This window comes from Stratiformator vulcanicus (genome assembly GCF_007744515.1).
Lineage (GTDB): Bacteria > Planctomycetota > Planctomycetia > Planctomycetales > Planctomycetaceae > Stratiformator > Stratiformator vulcanicus.
Genome location: NZ_CP036268.1, coordinates 829889 through 849701, shown reverse-complemented (window position 1 = coordinate 849701; position 19813 = coordinate 829889). Strand labels below are relative to the sequence as shown.

Below are 19813 nucleotides of genomic sequence, written 5' to 3'. Positions count from 1 at the left end.
GGTGAAAGATTATTGTTTGGTTTGTTTAGCCGCGACCGATAGGGAGCGCTCCCTATCGGTCGCGGCTAAACAGAAGAACAAATTATTTTATTGTGAATTCAGGAAGGGGGACGATTTTGCCCCCTTCGACTGCTGATTGATGGGCACAAATTCCGACGCAGGTCCAATTCGCGCTGGTCCGCGCGTTCGGCCACGGATCGCGATTGTCAACGAGTGACGACACGAATTCGTGGACCATGTGTGGGTGCGAGCCGCCGTGGCCGGCTCCCTGAATAAAGGAAAGGTGCTCTTGATCGGCGACCTGCTGCGTAAACTCGCGTATCTCTTCCGGCAACAAGTGGGCGAAATCGGTCACCTTCACTCGTTCGGGGATCATTGCCTCCGGCTGCTTGGCCGTGTGAATGACCGGGTCTTCGCCTTCAATGAGCGGCCATTCAAAACTCTTCTTTGTGCCGTAGACGTCGAAGCTCTCGCGATATTGCCGGGCCGTGTCGAACAGGAACCGCCAGATATGCGCGGCGACGTCGGAGCCTCTAATCTTAATATGACACGACTCTACGGCGAATTTATTACCTGACTTCTCGGCAATGTCGGCGTTGACGACCCCGGAGCCGAAGCACGACACGTACTCGGCTCGCTTGTCGAGCAAGCCCAGCACCGGGCTGACGACGTGCGTGGCGTAGTGCATTGGGATCATTCGCTCCCAATATTCCGGCCAGCCCTCCATGTCCTGCGGGTGGGAGGCCTGCATGTACTGCACGTCGCCGAGTTCGCCGCTTTTGAGCATTTCCCGAATGAACAGAAACTCGCGGCTGTAGACGACCGTCTCCGCCATCATGTATTTGAGTCCCGTTTCGTCGACGAGTTTGGCGATCTGCTCGCACTCTTCGATCGTGGTCGCCATCGGCACGGTACACATCACGTGCTTGCCAGCTTTGAGCGCCTCGATCGACATCCAACCGTGATCGGGAATCGGCGAGTTGATGTGGACGAAGTCGACTTCCGGGTCGGCCAGCACCTGCTCGTATTCGGTGTAGCGATTCTCGATCCCGAATGCGTCGCCGATCTTATGGAGCTCCGCTTCGTTACGCCGGGAAATCGCCCGGACCTCGGCCTGCGGGTGCTTCTGATAAATCGGCAGAAACTCGGCTCCAAAGCCGAGTCCGACGACGGCAACGCGAACGGGGGCGGGGGCGGAAGGCATCTTCAGTCTCTTATCAAGTGGGCAATTCAGCATCAACGGTAGCCGCGGCAGGCCACTTATCAACACATATTGACGCGTGAAGGCTGGGACGGCCATGAGAAATCGCGCATATTCTTTAGGAGAATTTACGGTGGCGGAAGTGAGAAGTCAGGAGTCGAGGGAAGTGCTTTGTCAGTGAGTCGGCGTCATGTCGCGTTGTTGATTGAGAGTTCCAATGCGTATTCGCGTGGGCTGCTCGAAGGAATCATTGCCTACACTAAGCAACACGACCGGTGGTCTGTTTCGCTGCCGGAGCAGGGACGGGGCGCAGCGCCGCCGACGTGGCTGACGCGTTGGAAGGGCGACGGCATCATCGCCCGCATCGAAACGCCGGAAATCGCCCAAGCGGTCCGAAAGGCCCGTGTGCCGACGATCGATCTGAGCGCGGGGCGCCATCTGCCGGAGGTCCCGTGCATCGAGACCGACGATGAGGCGATCGCGCAGGCAGCCTTCGATCATCTCGCCGAACGCGGGTTCCGCAGCTTTGGATTCCTCGGTGAGCCGGAGTTTGCTTGGTCGAATAACCGGCGAGACAGCTTCAGCAAGTTGGTCAAAGACGCCGGTGGCGATCTTTCCATTTTCGACAGTAAACCATCGCACGAGCCCAGGTACTCGTGGCGGCGGGAGTGGAAACGGCTGGTGCGATGGATCGAGTCACTGCCGAAACCGGCCGGAGTCATGGCGTGCTATGACATCGCCGCGGTCCGGCTGCTCGACGCGTGTCGCGAGATCGGAATTGCGGTCCCGGAATCAGTGGCGGTGATCGGCGTTGACGACGACCCGCTGCTGTGCGACTTGAGCCGGCCTTCATTGTCGAGCGTCGTCCCGGACGCCTCCCGCACCGGCCGCATGGCTGCCGAACAGCTCGACGCGATGATCGCCGGGGAGCGAACCGGCCCGCTGCTAAAGCTGGTGAAACCCTTGGGCATCACGACGCGACAATCGACCGAGGTCTTGGCGATCGAAGACCCGCTGATCGCGCGGTCGGTGCGGATCATCCGCGAGAGGGCCTTCGACGGCATCTCGGTCGGCGACGTCCTGCGCGAAATTCCGCTGTCCCGTCGACTATTCGAGAGCCGATTCGTGGCGGAATTAGGTGTGACGCCAAGGCGAATGCTGACGCGGCTGCAGATGGAGCGGGCGTCACTACTGCTACGAACCACCGAGTTGACGATCGCCGCCGTCGCCTCGGCGGTGGGTTACTCGCACGTCGAGTCTTTCAGCGTGGCTTTTCGAAGGGAGTCGGGCGTGCCGCCGGGGGAGTATCGGCGCGCGACCGCGACCGGCAATCAGAATGGCGGACAGAGGGGAGCGAGCGGCATTTGAAGTCTCGCACACTTCCGCTTGCCCTCCGCGGCGTGGTATACGTCAACGTCCGCTGATCCGTCACGTCGCCCTCATCTTATACTAATAGTAAGAGGAAAACCGATGCGTTCGCTGATTTTCTCCGCGATACTCGTGGCCGTTCCCATGGTCGCGCTGGCCGAGTCCGGTACATGGGCCTTCAAGCCGGGCGACGACGCCTTCACCGATGACGCCCTGCTCGACCTGCGTTACCTGAACGAAGACGAGTCGGGCCAGAACGGATTCGTCCGACTCTCCGAAGATGGCGACGACTTTGTGCTGGGTGACGGAACCCCCGCGCGGTTCTGGGCGATCGGAACCGGCCTTTACTCGAAGTCGGCCGAGGAGATGGAAGAGCATTGCCGCTTCCTCGCCAAGATCGGCGTCAACATGGCCCGCCTGCACACCACGGTGTGCAATAAAAAGGAAGGCTCGAAGATCACTGATGTCAATCAAAAAACGATTGACGGCATCTTCCGTTTCCTTGCCGCCGCAAAAAAGAACGGCATCTATGTCACCATTTCCCCATTCTACGGGCACTTTAATACTCCGGAGAGTTGGGAACTCGAAGGCTACACCGGCAAGTATCCTTGGGGAGCCCTGTTCATCGAAGAGCGGATGCAGGATGCCTATAAAGTTTGGACTAAAAAACTCTATACGACGGTCAACCCACATACCGGACTCGCCATTAAGGATGACCCGACCGTCGCGATTATTCAGGTCCACAATGAAGACAGCCTGCTGTTCTGGACGAATTCTCGCATCCCCGACGTCTCAATGCGGAAGCTCGAACGAGCCTACTCCGACTTCCTGACCGAAAAGTACGGATCGCTCGCGGCCGCAAGCAAAGCGTGGGACGGACACAAGTGGAAGCGGGACGACCTCGACAACGGCATCCTCGGCCTCCTCGACATCTACCAAATGACGATGGACGTTTCCGGTCGGCTTGAGAAACGCCTGCGTGATCAGACGGAGTTCTATACCACCTACCAACGCGATTTTTACGCTCGAATGGGCAGCTATCTCCGTGACGATCTCGGCTGTAAGCAACTCTTGAACGCCACCAACTGGCAGACCGCCAATAACCTTAAAATGAAGGCGTTGGAGCGATACACTTACGATGCGCTCGACGTCGATGCCGAGAACATTTATGTGGGTCGAGGCTACGCACACAAAGCCCCCGACGGCACCCATGGCTATCGAATTAATAAAGGCGACTTCATCGTCAGCGAAAGCACACTCTATAAGCCGCTCGATTTGTCGACGACTTTAAAGCAGACGGTCGGGCACCCCACGATGTTGACCGAAACCAGTTGGAAGCACCCCAACCTTTACCAAAGCGAGGGGCCTTTCCTCGTGGCGGCTCACACGTCGCTGACCGGGTTCGATGCCGCGTTCTGGTTCTCCGCGGGCGCAGCCCGGTATGAGAAAGACATGGCGCGGCGTTTCTGGACGATTAACGGCGAGCATCCGATCTTAAAATGGACCTTCTCGACGCCGATGCACGCGGGAATGCTCCCGGCCAACTCGCTGCTGTTCCGGGAAGGATATGTAGAGCAGTCCGATGTGTTAGTGAAGGAAGTGCGGTCGGTGGAGTCGATGTACCGGCGGGAGCCGGCCCCGCTCGATGACCGCGAAATCGACGGCGTGACTGACGAGTCCAACCTGTTGACGTCGACAAAAACACCCGACGGCCGGATCAGCCCCGTCGCGTTACTGGTCGGCCGCTGCGTCTCCGAGATCGCGGCCGAGGAGGACGACTTAATCGTCGAAGATTTCTCCGATCGCTTGGACGCCGAAGAGCAGACCATCACGTCGACCACCGACGAACTGAAGTGGGATTACGGCGACGGCATTTTCACACTCGACGCCCCCGCCGCTCAGGGCGTCACCGGATTCTTAAAAAAGGCGGGCGGCCGATTCGAACTCTCCGACGTTACCATCGATTCGACCAACGACTACGCGACCGTCCAACTGGTTTCCATGGATGGCATGTCGCTGGCGGACTCGGAGAAAATCCTCGTTCAAGTCGGGACGACGGCCCGTCGCACCGGTTGGTCAACCAAGCCCACCACCGAAGCGTTCGGTCGAAATAAGGAAGAGGTCGAGGGCGAGGAAATCACGAGCCTCGGCGAAGACCCGTACCAAATCGCCAATACGCAGGTCACGCTGATTTTGAAGAACTCCAACATCAGCAAAGCGATGCTGCTCGACGTCAACGGCTATCCCGCCAAAGAGGTCGGTATCGCGTCGGATAAGGCCGGCATCGTGCATGTGACCCTGCCGGAGGATACGATGTATCTGGTCCTCTCCAAATAAGGCTCCGCACGGGCGCACCGCTCTGAGCCATAACTGAGATCAATTGAGATCATCATGTGGCTCAGAGCCTCCTGCTCGCTGGAATTTAACGCCCCCGTGGCGACGCCGTTCATCCTCATGCTGCGGCCCCGAAGCGGGGCCCAGCAGTGGGTGGCGCGGGAGCAATACGTGCTCACGCCGAGCGTGCCCGCGATCGAATTCGCCGATCCGTTCGGGAATTTATGTCAGCGGCTGACTTCGCCGGAGGGTCCGTTCTCGATTCGAACCTCGGCCGACATCCTCGCGGCCGATCACGTCGACACCGCCCCCGGTGCGTGGTTCATCGAGGTGCAGAACCTCCCCGAATCGACGATCCCGTTTCTATTGCCCAGCAGGTACTGCGAGTCGGATCGTTTCTCAACGATGGCGGCGTCGCTGACCGCCGGGTATCAGCCGGGCTACGACCAGTGCACGGCGATCGTGCACTATATTCGCGACACAATGCAGTACGTGCCCGGCACCGGCCAACTGATTATCAGCGCGTCGGAGGTCAATGAACGCACCGAAGCCGTCTGCCGAGACATGGCTCATCTGGGGATCGCGCTGTGCCGCGCCCTCTCGATCCCGGCCCGCATGGTCGTGGGCTATCTGGAGACGCTCCAACCGATGGACCTTCACGCCTGGTTTGAAGCCTACGTGGGAAATCGCTGGTACACCTTCGACCCGACGCAAAACGATCTCTCCGGCGGCCGCGTCGCCATCGCCTACGGCCGCGACGCCGCCGACGTCGCCCTCTACAACCAATTCGGCGACCCACTGGAAATCCTCGACATGTCGGTCACCGTGGAACGCTTGAATCAACCGCCGACGTAGGGCAGGGGTGATTAATCTTTAAGAACGAAATCAGCCTGCTTAAGATACAAGCCCGAGGCATTTATCACAGATAGCGACGGCCGAGGGTTTGTGACCTAAACCTTGCTCGCAAACGGAGGCACAAATTCACGTTTTTTGGCATTCCTAATGAATTGCAAGTGCGATGAGATATCAGAAATAAATGGTGCATCGGCAAGAACTTATGCCGACCTTCACCTCAAATCGATAAGTGTCGATACAAATTTATGGCTTGAGCACTACCAATGCCCGTCGACCGGCATTTTATTTACAATGGATTACCCCGAAAGCGATTACCATGGAGGGGGGCCTCCACGACTGCGTAAAGGAACCAGTCCCGATAAACCTTAATCCGCCACGGGCCTTCGTTACGTCGCGAGAAACGACGGGAAACGACAAGTGAAACAATTAGCGACAATAATAACCGAAATCCAGGAAATTGAACTCCTGAGTCAGGACGATATCCGGCCAGAACAGCTTGCCGACGAATTAGCAGAGCAGTCCGATATCTGCCCCGCCGTGGGAGCGATTCTCCGTTTATTCGAGAGACATCCCCAGCACAACTTTGGTGCTCCGGGGCCACTTGTGCATGAGATTGAAAGGTGTTACGGGAGTGGCTACGAGGCGGAACTCCAAGAGTCGCTCAACCGTAAGCCGACGAGACTGACAGTCTGGCTCGCCAATCGAATTGTAAATGCGAAAGACAAGAACCACGGCACCTTCTTAAGAATTCTTCACGCTATTGCAGAGAACAAAGCCGCGGACAGCGATGTCCGAACCGACGCAAAAAACTTTCTCGAATTGCACGCCGAGCATGATGACAGAAGTAGCGTACAGCCCGAATAGACAATAAGCTTACGGTACTCCTTCCATTCGATCTGCGCGGGTGGCCCGGCCGACGAATCGGCCGGGCTACCCGCTACCCGCCTTTAGAATTCTTCAAGCACTTCTTCGGATCAACACCAGTCGAGCGACGTATTATCGGAGTAGTGTCAATGGATTGGTTCGATGTGGCAGATGAAGCGACTCCGCACCTTCTGCGGAACGACTACGCGAAATGCGAAGAGATTGTTCGAAAAGCTCTGTTCGAAGAGCCCCCGTCTCCGTTTGATCACGTGCTGAAGTCCGAGTTCACGAACGACCCTCGCGATGTCGCCATAGAGATCAATGCATTCGTCGAGCGCGAATCCAAGCAATTCGCTGTGGGCGCCATTTACACCGAGACAAACGGGTTCGATATTAATCCCGATCGGTGGTATTTCGACCTTTTCGCCTACCAAACAGACGGTGGCATTGAAGACACGGATTGGATTTCAAACTGGCAAAGCGATCTCTGGCCCGAATGCACGCTTACCGGAATGGAAGACCTTCAGCAAATTTACGCTTCGAATGAACTCGGATCCGAAGCCGCTTACCTATTCAGCCTGCTTGTAGTCATTCAATTTCAAAAACTTATTTACTCCGCACGGACTTATATGAATATTGGTGATATCCCAGTGTACTCGACCGGACACGACTATAGTTTTATTGCGAGGTGCTGATTGACAATTGATGGCAACGTGGGTGGCCCGGCCGACTCGTCGGCCGGGTGCCGACAGGCATAGGATGTTGTTCGAGCGGCTTACGAACATGACAGCGGTTTCGCACGTTCTATAGCTTCTCGAAAGCCATCTTGTCGCTGCGCGACCCGGCCGACTTGTCGGCCGGGCTACCCCATCCCCCTTGAACCTTAAACAATCACTCCTCATACCAAGTTCGTAAAATCGTATTGCCGGCTAAATTAACAAGGCCGAAAATTAAGACCCCTAAGAGGGTCGCCAGCAGGACCGAGGCGAATAGTTCCGGTGTTCGCGATTGGTCGGCATTGGCTTTAATTAATTGGCCCAGTCCTGTCGCGCCGCTGCCGTAGCCGGCGAAGAATTCGCCGACGATTGCTCCGATCACTGCCAGACCGGCACTGGTTTTTGCGCCTGTGATTAAGTTCGGAACCGCATGGGGCAATCGGAGCAGCCGGAGTTCTCGCAGGCGGCCGGTCTGATAGAGCCGAAACAGTCGTAAGTACTCCGGCGGAACGCGGGTCAATCCGGCCGTCGTGTTGGCGATGATCGGGAAGAGGCTCACGACCAGCGAGACCGCGATGACGCTCTGCAGTCCGTAGCCGAGCCACAGGATGAGTAACGGGGCGATAGCCACGATCGGCACGGTCTGCAGGAAGATCGCATAGGGGTAGAACGCGGTCCGGATGATGCGGGACTGTGCGAAGACGATCGCGATGGCGACACCCAGAATCAAACTCGCCATAAAACCGGCGAGGGCGGCAATCAGCGTGCGAACGGTGGCCGTCGCGAAATGAAGCGGGCGAGCGGCGACGGCTGACGACACCTCATAAGGTGACGGAAGCAGATACCGCGGCAACTCGCCGAGACTCACGATCAACTGCCACGCAATCACAGTCGCCAATAGGACGGCGACCGGAGGCAAGGCTCGCCACAACCAACCTGTCACGTCGCGGCCTCCTTCAAGTTGGAGGCGACCGACCGCACGAGTGTTGTGAACTCCGTCGACGTTCTTAGTTCCTCACGGCGCTGCTCCGGCAGGTCGATCGGCACGTCGGCAACGATGCGTCCCGGCGGTCCGCTCATGACCAGCACCCGCGTCGACAGAAAAACCGCCTCGGCCACGTTGTGCGTGACGAACACCCCTGTCCAACGGTTAAGCGACCAGTCTCGCCGAAGTTCGTCATTCAGCTTTTGTCGGAGCAGGTCGTCCAGCGCCGCGAACGGTTCATCGAGCAACAGCAACGCCGGCTCCGTCACGAAGGCCCGGGCGAGCGCGACCCGCATTCGCATCCCACCCGAGAGTGCCCCAGGGCGCTTTTGAAAGTCCGCCGATGCGAATCGCGCTCGCTCCAGCGCCGCCTCGCAGCGTTTTCGACGCGTTGATTTCTCAGCCCCGATCAATTCGAGCGGCAGGCGAGCATTCGCGAGCGCCGTCCGCCACGGCAGCAAGTTGGACTCCTGAAACACGAAGGACCGCTCCGCGGGAGCCGCGACGATTTGCGATATGCCCGAGGTCGGTTCTTCGAGTCCGGCGATCGTCCGCAGTAAAGAACTCTTCCCGCAGCCGGAGGGCCCGATGATCGAAACGAACTCCCCCGCGGAGATGCGGAGGTCGACCGACTCCAATGCCCGGAATACCGAGCGGGGTCGCCCGTAATCGAGCGTCACGCCCGCGAGCGAGACGGCCAGATCAGCGGCGTTAGACTCTGAAGTGGTATTCAAAGCGGCGTTGATGAGAAATCGGATGAGGCGAAGCAGTGGAAACGGGGGCGGTGTCGTGAATAATGCCGCGTCCGCTCGAGAAAAACATGCCGAATCTGTTTTATACCGACACATTCGTTCTGCCGCTGCCGGACGGGCATCGGTTTCCGATGTCGAAGTATCGGCTGCTGCGCGAGCGATTTGAGGCCGCCGAACGAGCGGACGCAATTCTGCGAGTGCCGGACGCGGCGACCGATGGGCAACTTCTGAGGGCTCACGATGCCGAGTATCTGCAGCGGGTGATCGAGGGCACACTGACCCGGAAAGAGATCCTCCGAACGGGGTTCCCGTGGAGTCCGCAAATGGTCGAGCGCTCCCGCCGGTCGAGCGGGGCGACGATCGCCGCCTGCCGGGCCGCATTGCAAGATGGCTTTGCCGCCAATCTGGCCGGCGGCACGCATCACGCCTTTCGCAATGCGGGGGAGGGCTTTTGCATCTTCAACGATGCCGCAGTCGCCGCACGCGAACTGCAGGCGACGGGCGACGTCGGTGAGGTGTTGGTGATCGATTGCGACGTCCACCAGGGCAACGGGACGGCCGCGATCTGCCGGGGTGACGCTTCGATCTTCACGTTTTCGATTCACGGCGCCCGAAATTTCCCCTCCCGCAAAGAAGTCAGCGATCTCGACATCGGCCTGCCGGACGGCACGGAGGATGCCCCGTATCTCGAGCAACTCAATACCGGTTTGGAAGCAGTGTTTGTTCGGTTCAGCCCCGACATTGTCATCTACGTTTCGGGAGCCGACCCGTTCGAGCATGATCGGCTCGGCCGAATGAAGCTGACCAAAGAGGGACTCGCCCGACGCGATCGGCTTGTCTACGAGCAGTGCCGCGAGCGACAATTGCCGGTGGCTGTCGTAATGGCCGGTGGATACGCGGAAAACGTGACTGACATCGTCGATATCCACTTCGAGACAATCCGCCTCGGCCTCGAAGTAATGACTTCAAATTCTGAATGACGAGCGCCGTGAGCAAGCAATTCAAAGTCGTCGCGCTCGCGTCACTCCTACTGGTTTCTTTTCTCGTAGCAGGATGGCTGATGATCGGTCCGTTTTCGAAGCGACCGCAAGACCTCGGCGTCACCGATGGCGGGCTGCGGGCCTGTCCGGATTCACCGAACTGCGTTTGTTCACAGGACCCACCGGCGGACGACGTTCATTTCGTTCCGCCGCTGCAGTTTGAGGGCAATCCCGCCGAAGCATTCGCCCGCTTGCGTGAAATCGTGTCGGAGATGCCGCGCACGTCGATCGTGACTCAATCAGAAGAGTACATGCACGTTGAATTCGTGTCGGCCATCATGCGTTACGTGGACGATGTTGAGTTCTTGCTTGACCCATCGCAGGGCGTCATCCATGTACGTTCGGCCTCGCGGGTGGGGTATTCCGACCTCGGCGCGAATCGCAAACGCGTCGAAGAGATTCGGCGACGATTCGATATTTAAATCAGATTTCGGCGGGCCAATTGGTAAGCAGCACAAGCCCGCAGCGCCAGCAAGGGACACAATCACCAAGTATCCACGCCCTTCGCCCCTGCGCCTTCCGAAATTATAGCGACCGCTACGAACCTTGCGGCTCCTCAGGGGCATCACAGCGTTCAAGCACATACAGCGCGCTGTCCGCCCGCAGATTGGCTCCCCAGGCCCGCTCGACGGCGACGCCGCGGACGATCGGCAGTTCCTTTAATATCCGAAACCCGATTTGCTGGGCGAGATCGCGGAAATCCCGCATCGACATCACGTGCAGATTCGGCGTGTCGTACCACTCGAACGGCAGCGACGACGTGACCGGGGCCCGCCCTCGCAACGCGACTTGAAGCCGGACCCGCCAGTGCCCGAAATTCGGAACCATCACGACCGCCCGCGGGGCGATGCGTTTCATTTCTTTGAGCACACGCTTGGGCCGCTTGACCTGCTGCAGCGTCTCGGACAGTACGGCAATATCGAACGAATCGTCCGGCAGGTCAGGCAGGCCGTCGTCGAGGTCGAGCTTGAGCACGCCGACGCCGCGACCAATCGCCCCGATCACGGCATCCTCATCGAATTCGATGCCCAACACGCTGCAATCGTGCGTCTCGAGCAGGCCTCCTAATAGCCGACCGTCACCGCAACCGAGGTCTACAACGCGACTACCCGGCGGGATCTCCCGCATCAGCAGTTCGTCGGTCATCGCGGTCATCGAATCGGGCAGGCAGTACCGATAATTCGGCCCGCCCCAAACCTGCCGCCGCGGGGGATGTGTCGTCGCCTCAGCCATCAAATTGATTCAATCTTTTCGGTGGAATCCTGCATCACTTTGCCAAAGTGAACCGCATATTATACGCAAACAGCCTTCGGGGACGACCGAATGAGCCCCTCAGTTTCGCACTTGCGAATTGCATACCCGGCTCTCGAAGACTCCGATCGGCAATGGGCCTCTCACTTTAGCTTGCAACTCTAGCTGAGAGAGAAACCGAATCTAGAAACGGTATCAAATCGCCCAACATACCAGCCCGAGGCGCAAGCCGTCGGGAAAGTCGCTGGTTGATCGACCATCGGCTTGCGCCTCTGGCTGGTATTGAAATTGCTTCTACCGAACCTTTGCGCGGCGCTGGGGCTTGGCAGAAATTTCATCCTCCGCAATTTGTTCAAACTCCGCGGCGGTCATTTCGTAAATGGCGGAGTGATGCTCTTGCTTCACCACATGCAGGTAGCAACCGACATAAGCCTGCGTCACGCGGGCTTTTGCGTCGAGCGGGGCGACGATCAGCAGTTGCAGGCCGAACTGCCGAAACAGCTCGAGCGCATACTCTGCATACTGATCATCGACCTTCGAGAACATCTCATCGACGACCACGAAGCGGAAGCGATCCTGCGCCGGGTCTTCAGGGTCGAGGTCGTATTGATAGGCGATCGCGGCGACGAGAATCGTAAAGGCGAGTTTCGATTTTTCTCCGCCCGATTGCCCGCTGCTGTCACGATACTCCGACACGATCTTCGAGGTCTCTTCCTCGACGACCGCGGCCACGAAATCAAACCAGCGACGCACATCGGTGACCTTATCCCGCCAACGCCGGGAATCATCGTCACGCAGCTTCAGAATTAAGTCTTTAATCCGCAGGAAGCGTGCTTCGTTCGCTTCCGGAGAGTCGTCGAAGCTGCCCTCGACACATTCGTCCAACCGAATTCGGAAGTCATTAATCTCCGCGTCATGAATCGGACGCGGCTCCAGCCGGATGTGCATCCCGGGGCGGTAGTCGAGCTTCCACAGCGATCGATTCAGCAGTTCGATTTTGTTCTCAATTTCTCGGCGTTCCTGTTGCAGCGAACTGCGGAACAAGCCGATCTCTTCAATCACTTTGCGATTAAGGCGCTCCTTAAAACGCTGCTCGAAACGCGGCAGGTCATCCTCGAGAATCCGGCTCCGTAATTGCAGGAAGTCGTCAACGTAGTCCGGGGTCGCCCGCAGGTCCCCGGCCCGCTCCGGGCAGACGCGGAGAAAGCGCGACATCGCATCGGTAAGATTATTGCGAATCGGCTCAATGCGTTCGTTGAGATCGGCGATCTGACCGTCGGTTTCATCACGCCATTGACGACTGCGTTCCCACAGGCTTTCCGCCGTCATCGGCGGATCGGCGAGTTGAAGATCGAGTTCCTCAAAAGACTTGCGATGCTCTTCGAGGCGACCATCGCGACGGCCATCCTTAAGCTGCCGCTCGGCTTTGTCGACCTGCTTTTTGGCAGAGGTAATTGAATTTTGTAATTCCCGCTCGTCGCCGATCAGTTGGTCCCGCTCCAATTTCAGCTCATCAATCGTTTCGACAACCTCGTCCAGACGCGCCTTCAAGGTCTGGATCGCACTCGACTTACTTTCAATCGCCCGGCGTTCGGCTTCGAGTCGCTGAATCTCGTCCTCATGCGACTCGAAGTCGATCCGCTCAAAGAATGGAATTTCCAGCGCCTTTTCGACCGCCTGTTGTTTTCGTTGCCAGCCGGCGAGTTGTTCGTCGATCGACTGCAGAGCAGCCGACAATTCGGCTTCGTCGTTTGCAAGTTGCTCAATCTCTTCGGCAAGACGCCGTTTCTTCTCGCGATTATCCCAGCCGAGAACAAAATTGCGGGGGTTTAAGATATGGTCGCGATCATCTTTATCGTGTCGCATCGACCCCGACTTCACGTGTCGGTTCGCGGTCATCGCGAGACCCTTCGCAACCCGGAACTCTTTGATCGTGTCACAGCAGGCGTAGTCAAAACGTTTCACCAGTTCCGCTTTGAGCCAAGGCAACAGCGGGTGGCCGTCGCGGTAGTCGAGTTTCTGAAGTAACGAGTGCGGCGAGGCATTACTGGACGGCGAAGACTTTTGCTCGCCAACCCTAAGATAGACAAGACGTTGTCCCCGCCCGCCGACTGCGAGCCGCGTTTGCTCCACATAATTTGTGACGGGAACATAGTATCGCTGCGGAACCAGCAGACTTAAGGCGAAGCCGCGGAGCACTTTTTCGATGGATGATTCCCAGTCCCGTTCGTCCGGGTGAACTTGAATTAACTCGGCCGCGAACGGCAGGTCTCGGACTGGAAACCCGAGTCCTTGGCACATGTCATGTCGTAGACTCACACACCAGCCCGGCAAGTTTTCGCGACGACTCGACAGCTCCGCCAATTCCCCCCGCAATTCTCTCAATCTGCCTGATAGCGAGCGGACCTCAACAACCGCGTCGTCGCGTTGCAGGAGGATGCGATCTTTTCCCGTTTCAATCGTGGCCTGCAAATCCGTTAACTCAGAGCGACAGGCCTTAAACTCTTCCTCACTGATCGGCAGTTCGAGGTTGAGAGCTTGCAGGGCCTCTTCATATGATCGTGACCTCTGTCGCTTCGATTCGGCGCGTTCCCGCTGCACATCGATCAGCCGGGGTATCTCCTTCAGACGGTCACCGCCCGCCTGTTCAATTTGATTTTGCAGCGAGCGACGCGAATCGTCCTGCTCATCAATTTCCGTCGCCACATGTCGACGCCGATTCGCAACGGCCGCGTGCTCTATTTTCTCGGCTTCGATGTGTGGCGTGAACAGATCGATCGTTCGCTGAGCGAAATAAAGCCCCGCGGCATTCTTCAGTCGCGTCACCTGCTCCAGCGATTGAACCTCGGTGGCGTACTCTTGTCCGAACTTTCCAATCGGCTCAAGATAGTCGCGCTGCTGCCGGACCTTGACCAGGCTGTCGTGAGCTGTGCTGAGCTGATTGAAGTGCGAGAGCAGGCGGTCGACCTTCTCGCCCCAATCGTGAGCTTCCAGCATGTGATTGCGGATGAAATCGTTCAGCTTTTGAATATCTTTGACGGCAACGGTTTGATTAAAGACCTCCATCGCTTTGGCTTTGGTGCGCGTCGCCTTCGTGAGCCAACCCTCGTACTCCTGAAATGTCTTGGTCGCCTTAAATCCGCGGCTCTTCAGCGTCTTTAAGAGTTCGTCAGCGGACTTCAAAGCTCGAAAATCACTTTGGATCGATCTCTCGCCGCCGGCGAAGCAATAGATTTTTTGAGCGGTCTGATCAGAACTCAGATAAAGAAGCTGTGCGACGGTAAAGGACTCATCGATCTCCAAGTTGCAGAATGTCGCAAGGATGACGGTGTAGTGATCCCCCTTCGGCCGGAGATATTTCGTTCGCCCGCTCAGCGAATCCTCATCGCCCCCGCGGTCATAGGCGCCCAGCAAATAAGATTTCTCATCCCGTTCACGCTTCTTCGCGCCCGCAGCGACATTAAAATTGCGGACGCCGGGACGAACGAGCAGCGTTAGCAGGGCGTCAACGATCGTCGATTTCCCCGATCCGTTCTGTCCGATCAACAGCGCAGAGTCTCCGTTCGGCTGGATCGAGAATATCTTTTCGTGAAAGGTTCCCCAGTTCAGCAGTTCCACCCGGTGAAGTCGGAACCCCCGCGGTGAGAGTGCATCGATCGCGGAGTGTGATTGCGATTTCATAATAGCTTCAACATCCGGCGTGGTGGTTCGCCCGTCAGGTACTAAAACGTCTACTCGGAATGATCGGACACGACCGCGGCGATACGTTTCTCCGCAACCGCGTTCTTCAACTGTGTTTTCAGGTGCTCGAGCACCTCAGCCGTCAGCCGAGCTTTTAAGATGCGGCGGACTTCCCAGGCGGGCGGGTCGGACCCGAACGGCCGGACGAACGACAGGCCCTCAAGCTTACGGAGAGTCGACTGCAAATCCCGCCTCAATTTCACTTCATCTTTGTGATCCGGAAAGAACGACTTCCAGGAATCAAAGAGGACCGCTTCTTCGACCACGCAGCGGGCATCGCCGATCTGGTCTTCTTCGAATTTTCGCAGCGCATCGCGCAGCAACACGGCGAGAACGGTTTGACCGAAACTGAGTCGAGATGATCGAAATAGTCTCGGAATCATTTCATAACCGTCCGGCAGTTCTTCTTCGTCGAATTGCCTTAAGAAGGCCAAGCCTTCTGTTTCGTCGACGACGAGCCGCAGCCCGATCTTCGCCATATATTGCTCAAGCTGCGAGACGTTCGACATTAAAACGTCCCACACCCGGCCGTCCTGCTGCTCGACAACGCCTTGCAGCAGTCGAACCGCCGGCAGGCTCCAATCGCGATATTCCGGAAGGTTTTCTGACATCGATAAGTCGATCGAATAGGTGAGACGTATTGTTTAGTGAAAGGCGATCTGCCGCTTGAGCTGGTCGGTCAACGCGGCTTCCGACGGCGTTTTCTTTTGGGTGGCACGAACGTCACCCGCGGCACCGTCACGAGATAGTCGGTTGCGTCGGGGTCGTCCGCAGAAACGACGATCTCCTGCCGGTCGGTCGTATCGATGCGGTGCCCGTCTTCGGCGGCAATTTGCAGATAGCCAATCACTTCAACGAGCCCCGACGATACCGGATGCAGTTCGAGTAGCTCCGCAAGCGACGGCGCATCTTCGACAGACAGCAGGTGCTTGATCTGATCGCGCAAGCGATTCCAGTCGAGATGTTTTAACGCCGCGAAGTTTTCGAAGACATCTTGGCGACTCTCATCGTCCGGCTGAAAGTCGGAGAGGTCGACCGATTCGAATCGGGGCGGTTCCACCCAGAACGAACGTCGAAAGGGCGATTCAATCCCAGCTGTTAAATCGAGCGAGAGACCGAGCGTTTCGTCTTCGGGTCGGCCGCGAAGTTCGGTCGCCAAACTTTGAATGTCATCCAACAGCCCCGACACACGCTTCCGCTCCGCAAACGCTCTTGCGTCAAGTAGTCGCCGGAGCGTGGCGGAGAGATTCTGATTGGTCCGCATCACCTTTTCCGCTTCCACCTGCAAGACGGTGATCATATTGCGGACCGCTTCCAAGCCCTCCCGCTGCTTCGACAACTCCGGAATTTGCCGAACCTCGCGGACGATCTCTTCAAGCCGCTGTGTCTGTTTGGGCGAGAGAATTAATTTGACGAACTCATCAAAGCTGACGCCCTGATCTTCCTGCTTCAGTAAGTCTTCATGATCGAGCGCAAACTCCAAGATTTCGCCACGGCTGTCCGCTCCCTGCCGTTGCCGCTGGAGCACCTGCGTTGTGATTTCGCGAAATGAATCTTCAACCGCCCGGAAGTCGCCCTGCAGTTGCCGCAGCAGCAAGACCGCATTGGAAAATCGTTCGCGAATCTGGGCGGGGCGATATTTGGATATCCGACCGTCCCGCTCAATTTGTTCGATCTCCTCCTGCAGGCGGTCCCGTTCGGCCTTCAAGTGCGCCAGTCGTTTTTTGGGATCATCCGATGCCCCCACGACAAGATCGGCGAGGGTCTCGATGATCATCTTCAGTCGGGATTCCGTCGCCACGAAATCAAGATCGCGCTCCAGAACCTGATCAAGAAAGGCGAACACGTCTTCGGTATAGGGCGTGAGTTGAAAGACTTCTTCATCGCGGTCGGCCTCGATGAATCGGCGTAGCCAACGGGCGTCGGACGAGCACCATTCTCGCAGATAGGCCTCAGCCGAATTGCCCATCGCGTCCGGGTCGGCATCGCGAATATCGTCGAGATAGAGCGACAAGTTCGATAGCAATTCGGAGCGGGGGATCGCAATCTGGCCGGGCTGCTTGAATTGCCGGTTCAGAAAGTCGATCACGTACGGCGCAGAACGGGCCCGCAAGAGTCCGAGCGCAGGGGAAGTGTCAAAATAGATCTTTAGCTTCCGCAGGTTCATGCGTGAGCAGCCGTGTGCAAAAATCGATCGACGGTCCGCAATCAGCTGGACCGATCGTTGAATCAACGGATTGAAGTCGATTCCAGTATAGGAACGCGCGGAAACGCTTGTGTAGGAACGATTGGCCAGTTTCCGTCACAATTCAGGGATCGACGACATGAGCGAACCAATCGCCAGACTCACCGCAACTTCTCCCCTTTGCCGCGACGAGCCGGAAGAGGCGGACGATTGCCGGCTTCAACGGCGCAGGCCCGCTCAAAGCGAACGATCGAATTGCTCGCGGGTATTAACGGGATCAGGATTCCGCGTAGTTGTCCCGAGCCGACGAAATTGAACTCAACCACGATGGTCCAGGCTGCTCTGACAACTATTCCGCTCTTGGGCCAACGAGTTCGATCATATTGCCGTCCGGATCGCGGAGAATCGCGAGGCTGAGCTCGGGATTCGCCTCGATCGCTTGCGGGCCATCGGCAATCGGCTTGGCCCCGGCCTTGGCTGCCTGTGCGAGCGATGCGTCGAGGTCCTCGACGTACATCGTGAGGTAGCTGATGCCGTAGGTCGAATGAATGAACGTGTTATCGGGTCGGCTGCCACGCACGCGTTCGAACTGCATCAACTTGACCCGTGTGGCGGCGTCCCCTTCGCCGGCCTGCATAATGAAGACCTTGAACGGCTCACTGTCCGACAGACCCACTTTCTTCGACCACGGCCCCGCGACTGTGAACGTCCCGGTCTCTTTCAACCCTAAGGCCTTCGTATAGAACTCCCTCGCTTTTTCGATGTCGGTCACGACGATGCCGAAGTCGACGCGGGGCGACGAGAAATTCGCTTCCGGAACACTTTCTTGAGCATCGGCGATTGCCGAAGTGAAAAACGAACAGCAAAACACGATAACCAACGTCTTGAGCGATTTCATGGAGTTTACTCCGGGGGCGTTTAGGATGATTCCGAGCACAGATATTACCACGATCAAATCGAGAATGCGCGACCGCCGGACGTGACTCAGAACTCGACCGGAGAGGTGCCGTCGTTGATCTCGACGAGATTGCGAAACGTGTCGGGTGGAATGTCGGGCGATAGCCCGCGCACCGCGCCATCGCAGAACAGGAATTGGCAGCTGCTGGAGTGATAGCTACGAGCTCCGAGCGAGCCGAACGGATCGCCGGGCAATCGCGCCGGGTCGAACACCGGATCTATCGGAGCGGCCCAGGGGACATCGCTGCCCGACCGTTCGAAGGTCGCAAGGGAATTGGACGAGCCGTCGGTTATTTGGTTAAGCGAGCAACAACCCGAGGGCGGAAACACGGTGTTCGCACCCGTCACGGCAAAATAGTGCGTTTCGTTCTTAAAGAGCATATTTGCAGACGGGCACTGATAGACGTGCAATTGAACCCTTGTCACTGACAAGTTATTCGGCCCGTCCCACGGCTCATCAAAATCATATTGATCGTACAGTGGCGATTGATCGAGATAGGGTAGTATTAATACGCGCCAGCTATGCCAAGGCTCACCGTCCGGCCCATAGGTAACAGCTGGCGGGAAGCTGCCCCACTGGTCATGGTAGTTATGTAATGCGAACCCGATTTGTTTGAGATGGTTCATACACATTGACCGGCGAGTCGGTCCGCGACCACTGGAAACCGACGGCAATGCCAGCCAAACCGCAACGACCAACACATGCGCAACCACGAACGCAACAGCCACGCCAACGACCCATCGGCGGCTGCTGCGTGATAATTTAATTCCGAAGGATTCTTCCAACATGGCAAACTCATTATGTTACCACTTATAACAAGCCGCGCGTTCGAAAGAACCGCGGATCGAACACGGGGTCAACGTTCGAATTAGTTCGCATCATCACTATGGAGACAGCCATAACCACACTCAAGGAGGAGTACGACGATTCCTATGATTCGACCGATCGAAATTTTTCATATCCGTAGTATTTCGGCCGAGTATCTATCCGGATGTGAAGCCAAGCAACCCCCATCCCGGCCGTGCTGAGCCAAAAATGGCGGTCCGGCTCAGCATCGATTTGATTGAGCATCGTTTGGCCCACGACACACCACAACTCATCAACCTGCTCCGACGGCGCCCTGCGTACGAACCTCGCAAGATGGGTGTAGGCGTCCGGCGGGCAAAGCGGCGTCGGCACAATCATGGTCGCATCACCACCCACATTCTTAAATGATACGGCTGACGGCACCTTGTCTTGAGAATGACTTTCGCCATTCGACCGAAAATATTCCTGAAAGGCACTCGCATCGGGCTGGCGATTCAGTGAAGGCGAATCGAGTAGTACAAATTCGAACGGCCGATCCGCCAACGACTTATTGACCGGCAAGGATTCCCAGCGAAAAGCTGAGTATTGGATTTCCGCAAGCGTCGTGGTCAATCCGGCACGGAGTTCCTCGCAATCGACAAGTCGTTGTAAGAATTCGAGCCGAGTGATAGCAGAATCATTGGAACGGATTTCAAACCGCACTCCCCGTCCCGATAGTGATTCAACCTCGCGAAACTCAAGAGCCATGTTAGCCTC

18 protein-coding genes are annotated in these 19813 nt (G+C 57.3%); 8 read left to right on the top strand and 10 right to left on the bottom strand.

Annotation, left to right across the window (positions count from 1 at the left end; all coding sequences use genetic code 11):
• Positions 1–82: 82 nt before the first annotated feature.
• Positions 83–1204: a Gfo/Idh/MocA family protein gene (locus Pan189_RS03095; RefSeq protein WP_145362499.1), complete on the bottom strand. Its 1122-nt coding sequence runs from the start codon at positions 1202–1204 to the stop codon at positions 83–85.
• Between the two features lie 174 nt (positions 1205–1378).
• Here Pan189_RS03095 and Pan189_RS03090 point away from each other — a divergent pair, with 174 nt between their 5' ends.
• The 6 genes from Pan189_RS03090 to Pan189_RS03065 all read left to right on the top strand — a co-directional run bounded on the left by Pan189_RS03090 (position 1379) and on the right by Pan189_RS03065 (position 7317).
• Positions 1379–2569: a XylR family transcriptional regulator gene (locus Pan189_RS03090; RefSeq protein WP_145362498.1), complete on the top strand. Its 1191-nt coding sequence runs from the start codon at positions 1379–1381 to the stop codon at positions 2567–2569.
• Positions 2570–2671: 102 nt separating this feature from the next.
• Complete coding sequence (locus tag Pan189_RS03085) at positions 2672–4906, top strand: hypothetical protein (protein ID WP_145362497.1); 2235 nt, start codon at positions 2672–2674, stop codon at positions 4904–4906.
• 54 nt (positions 4907–4960) lie between these two features.
• Positions 4961–5758: a transglutaminase domain-containing protein gene (locus Pan189_RS03080; RefSeq protein ID WP_145362496.1), complete on the top strand. Its 798-nt coding sequence runs from the start codon at positions 4961–4963 to the stop codon at positions 5756–5758.
• Positions 5759–5905: 147 nt separating this feature from the next.
• Positions 5906–6127 carry an Imm27 family immunity protein gene (locus tag Pan189_RS21615; protein ID WP_145362495.1) on the top strand — a complete coding sequence of 74 codons (222 nt, stop codon included), beginning with the start codon at positions 5906–5908 and terminating at the stop codon, positions 6125–6127.
• Between the two features lie 48 nt (positions 6128–6175).
• Positions 6176–6622, top strand: a complete 447-nt coding sequence (locus Pan189_RS03070) for a hypothetical protein (RefSeq protein ID WP_145362494.1) — start codon at positions 6176–6178, stop codon at positions 6620–6622.
• A 149-nt stretch (positions 6623–6771) separates the two neighbouring features.
• Positions 6772–7317: a hypothetical protein gene (locus tag Pan189_RS03065; protein ID WP_145362493.1), complete on the top strand. Its 546-nt coding sequence runs from the start codon at positions 6772–6774 to the stop codon at positions 7315–7317.
• A 196-nt stretch (positions 7318–7513) separates the two neighbouring features.
• Here Pan189_RS03065 and Pan189_RS03060 read toward each other — a convergent pair whose 3' ends face one another.
• Together Pan189_RS03060 and Pan189_RS03055 are read right to left on the bottom strand one after the other, a co-directional pair.
• A complete protein-coding gene (locus Pan189_RS03060) occupies positions 7514–8281 on the bottom strand; it encodes an ABC transporter permease (RefSeq protein ID WP_145362492.1) in 768 nt (255 codons plus the stop codon).
• Positions 8278–9057: an ABC transporter ATP-binding protein gene (locus Pan189_RS03055; protein WP_310821011.1), complete on the bottom strand. Its 780-nt coding sequence runs from the start codon at positions 9055–9057 to the stop codon at positions 8278–8280. The genes Pan189_RS03060 and Pan189_RS03055 overlap by 4 nt, the downstream gene beginning before the upstream one ends.
• Positions 9058–9143: 86 nt before the next feature.
• On the opposite strand from Pan189_RS03055, the gene Pan189_RS03050 reads away from it, so the two are divergent.
• Both Pan189_RS03050 and Pan189_RS03045 read left to right on the top strand, forming a co-directional pair.
• Positions 9144–10055 (top strand): histone deacetylase family protein, encoded by a 912-nt coding sequence (locus tag Pan189_RS03050; RefSeq protein ID WP_145362490.1) that lies wholly within the window; start codon positions 9144–9146, stop codon positions 10053–10055.
• The gene (locus Pan189_RS03045) at positions 10052–10537 is read left to right on the top strand and encodes a DUF1499 domain-containing protein (protein ID WP_310821010.1); all 486 of its coding nucleotides are present in this window, start codon (positions 10052–10054) and stop codon (positions 10535–10537) included. The genes Pan189_RS03050 and Pan189_RS03045 overlap by 4 nt, the downstream gene beginning before the upstream one ends.
• Before the next feature lie 115 nt (positions 10538–10652).
• On the opposite strand, the gene metW is transcribed toward Pan189_RS03045, so the two are convergent.
• From metW to Pan189_RS03010, 7 genes are all read right to left on the bottom strand, one after another.
• Entirely contained in the window at positions 10653–11348 is a 696-nt protein-coding gene (metW, locus tag Pan189_RS03040) for a methionine biosynthesis protein MetW (RefSeq protein ID WP_310821009.1), read from the bottom strand.
• Positions 11349–11660: 312 nt separating this feature from the next.
• On the bottom strand, positions 11661–15047 hold the full coding sequence (locus tag Pan189_RS03035; RefSeq protein ID WP_145362489.1) for an ATP-binding protein: 3387 nt from the start codon (positions 15045–15047) through the stop codon (positions 11661–11663).
• Positions 15048–15097: 50 nt separating this feature from the next.
• Positions 15098–15718 (bottom strand): DUF4194 domain-containing protein, encoded by a 621-nt coding sequence (locus Pan189_RS03030; RefSeq protein WP_145362488.1) that lies wholly within the window; start codon positions 15716–15718, stop codon positions 15098–15100.
• 68 nt (positions 15719–15786) lie between these two features.
• Entirely contained in the window at positions 15787–17274 is a 1488-nt protein-coding gene (locus Pan189_RS03025; protein WP_145362487.1) for a DUF3375 domain-containing protein, read from the bottom strand.
• 367 nt (positions 17275–17641) lie between these two features.
• Positions 17642–18190, bottom strand: a complete 549-nt coding sequence (locus Pan189_RS03020; protein WP_145362486.1) for a VOC family protein — start codon at positions 18188–18190, stop codon at positions 17642–17644.
• A gap of 86 nt (positions 18191–18276) precedes the next feature.
• On the bottom strand, positions 18277–19038 hold the full coding sequence (locus Pan189_RS03015; protein WP_145362485.1) for a DUF1559 family PulG-like putative transporter: 762 nt from the start codon (positions 19036–19038) through the stop codon (positions 18277–18279).
• A gap of 142 nt (positions 19039–19180) precedes the next feature.
• Positions 19181–19804 carry a DUF6940 family protein gene (locus tag Pan189_RS03010; protein ID WP_145362484.1) on the bottom strand — a complete coding sequence of 208 codons (624 nt, stop codon included), beginning with the start codon at positions 19802–19804 and terminating at the stop codon, positions 19181–19183.
• Between the last annotated feature and the right edge of the window lie 9 nt (positions 19805–19813).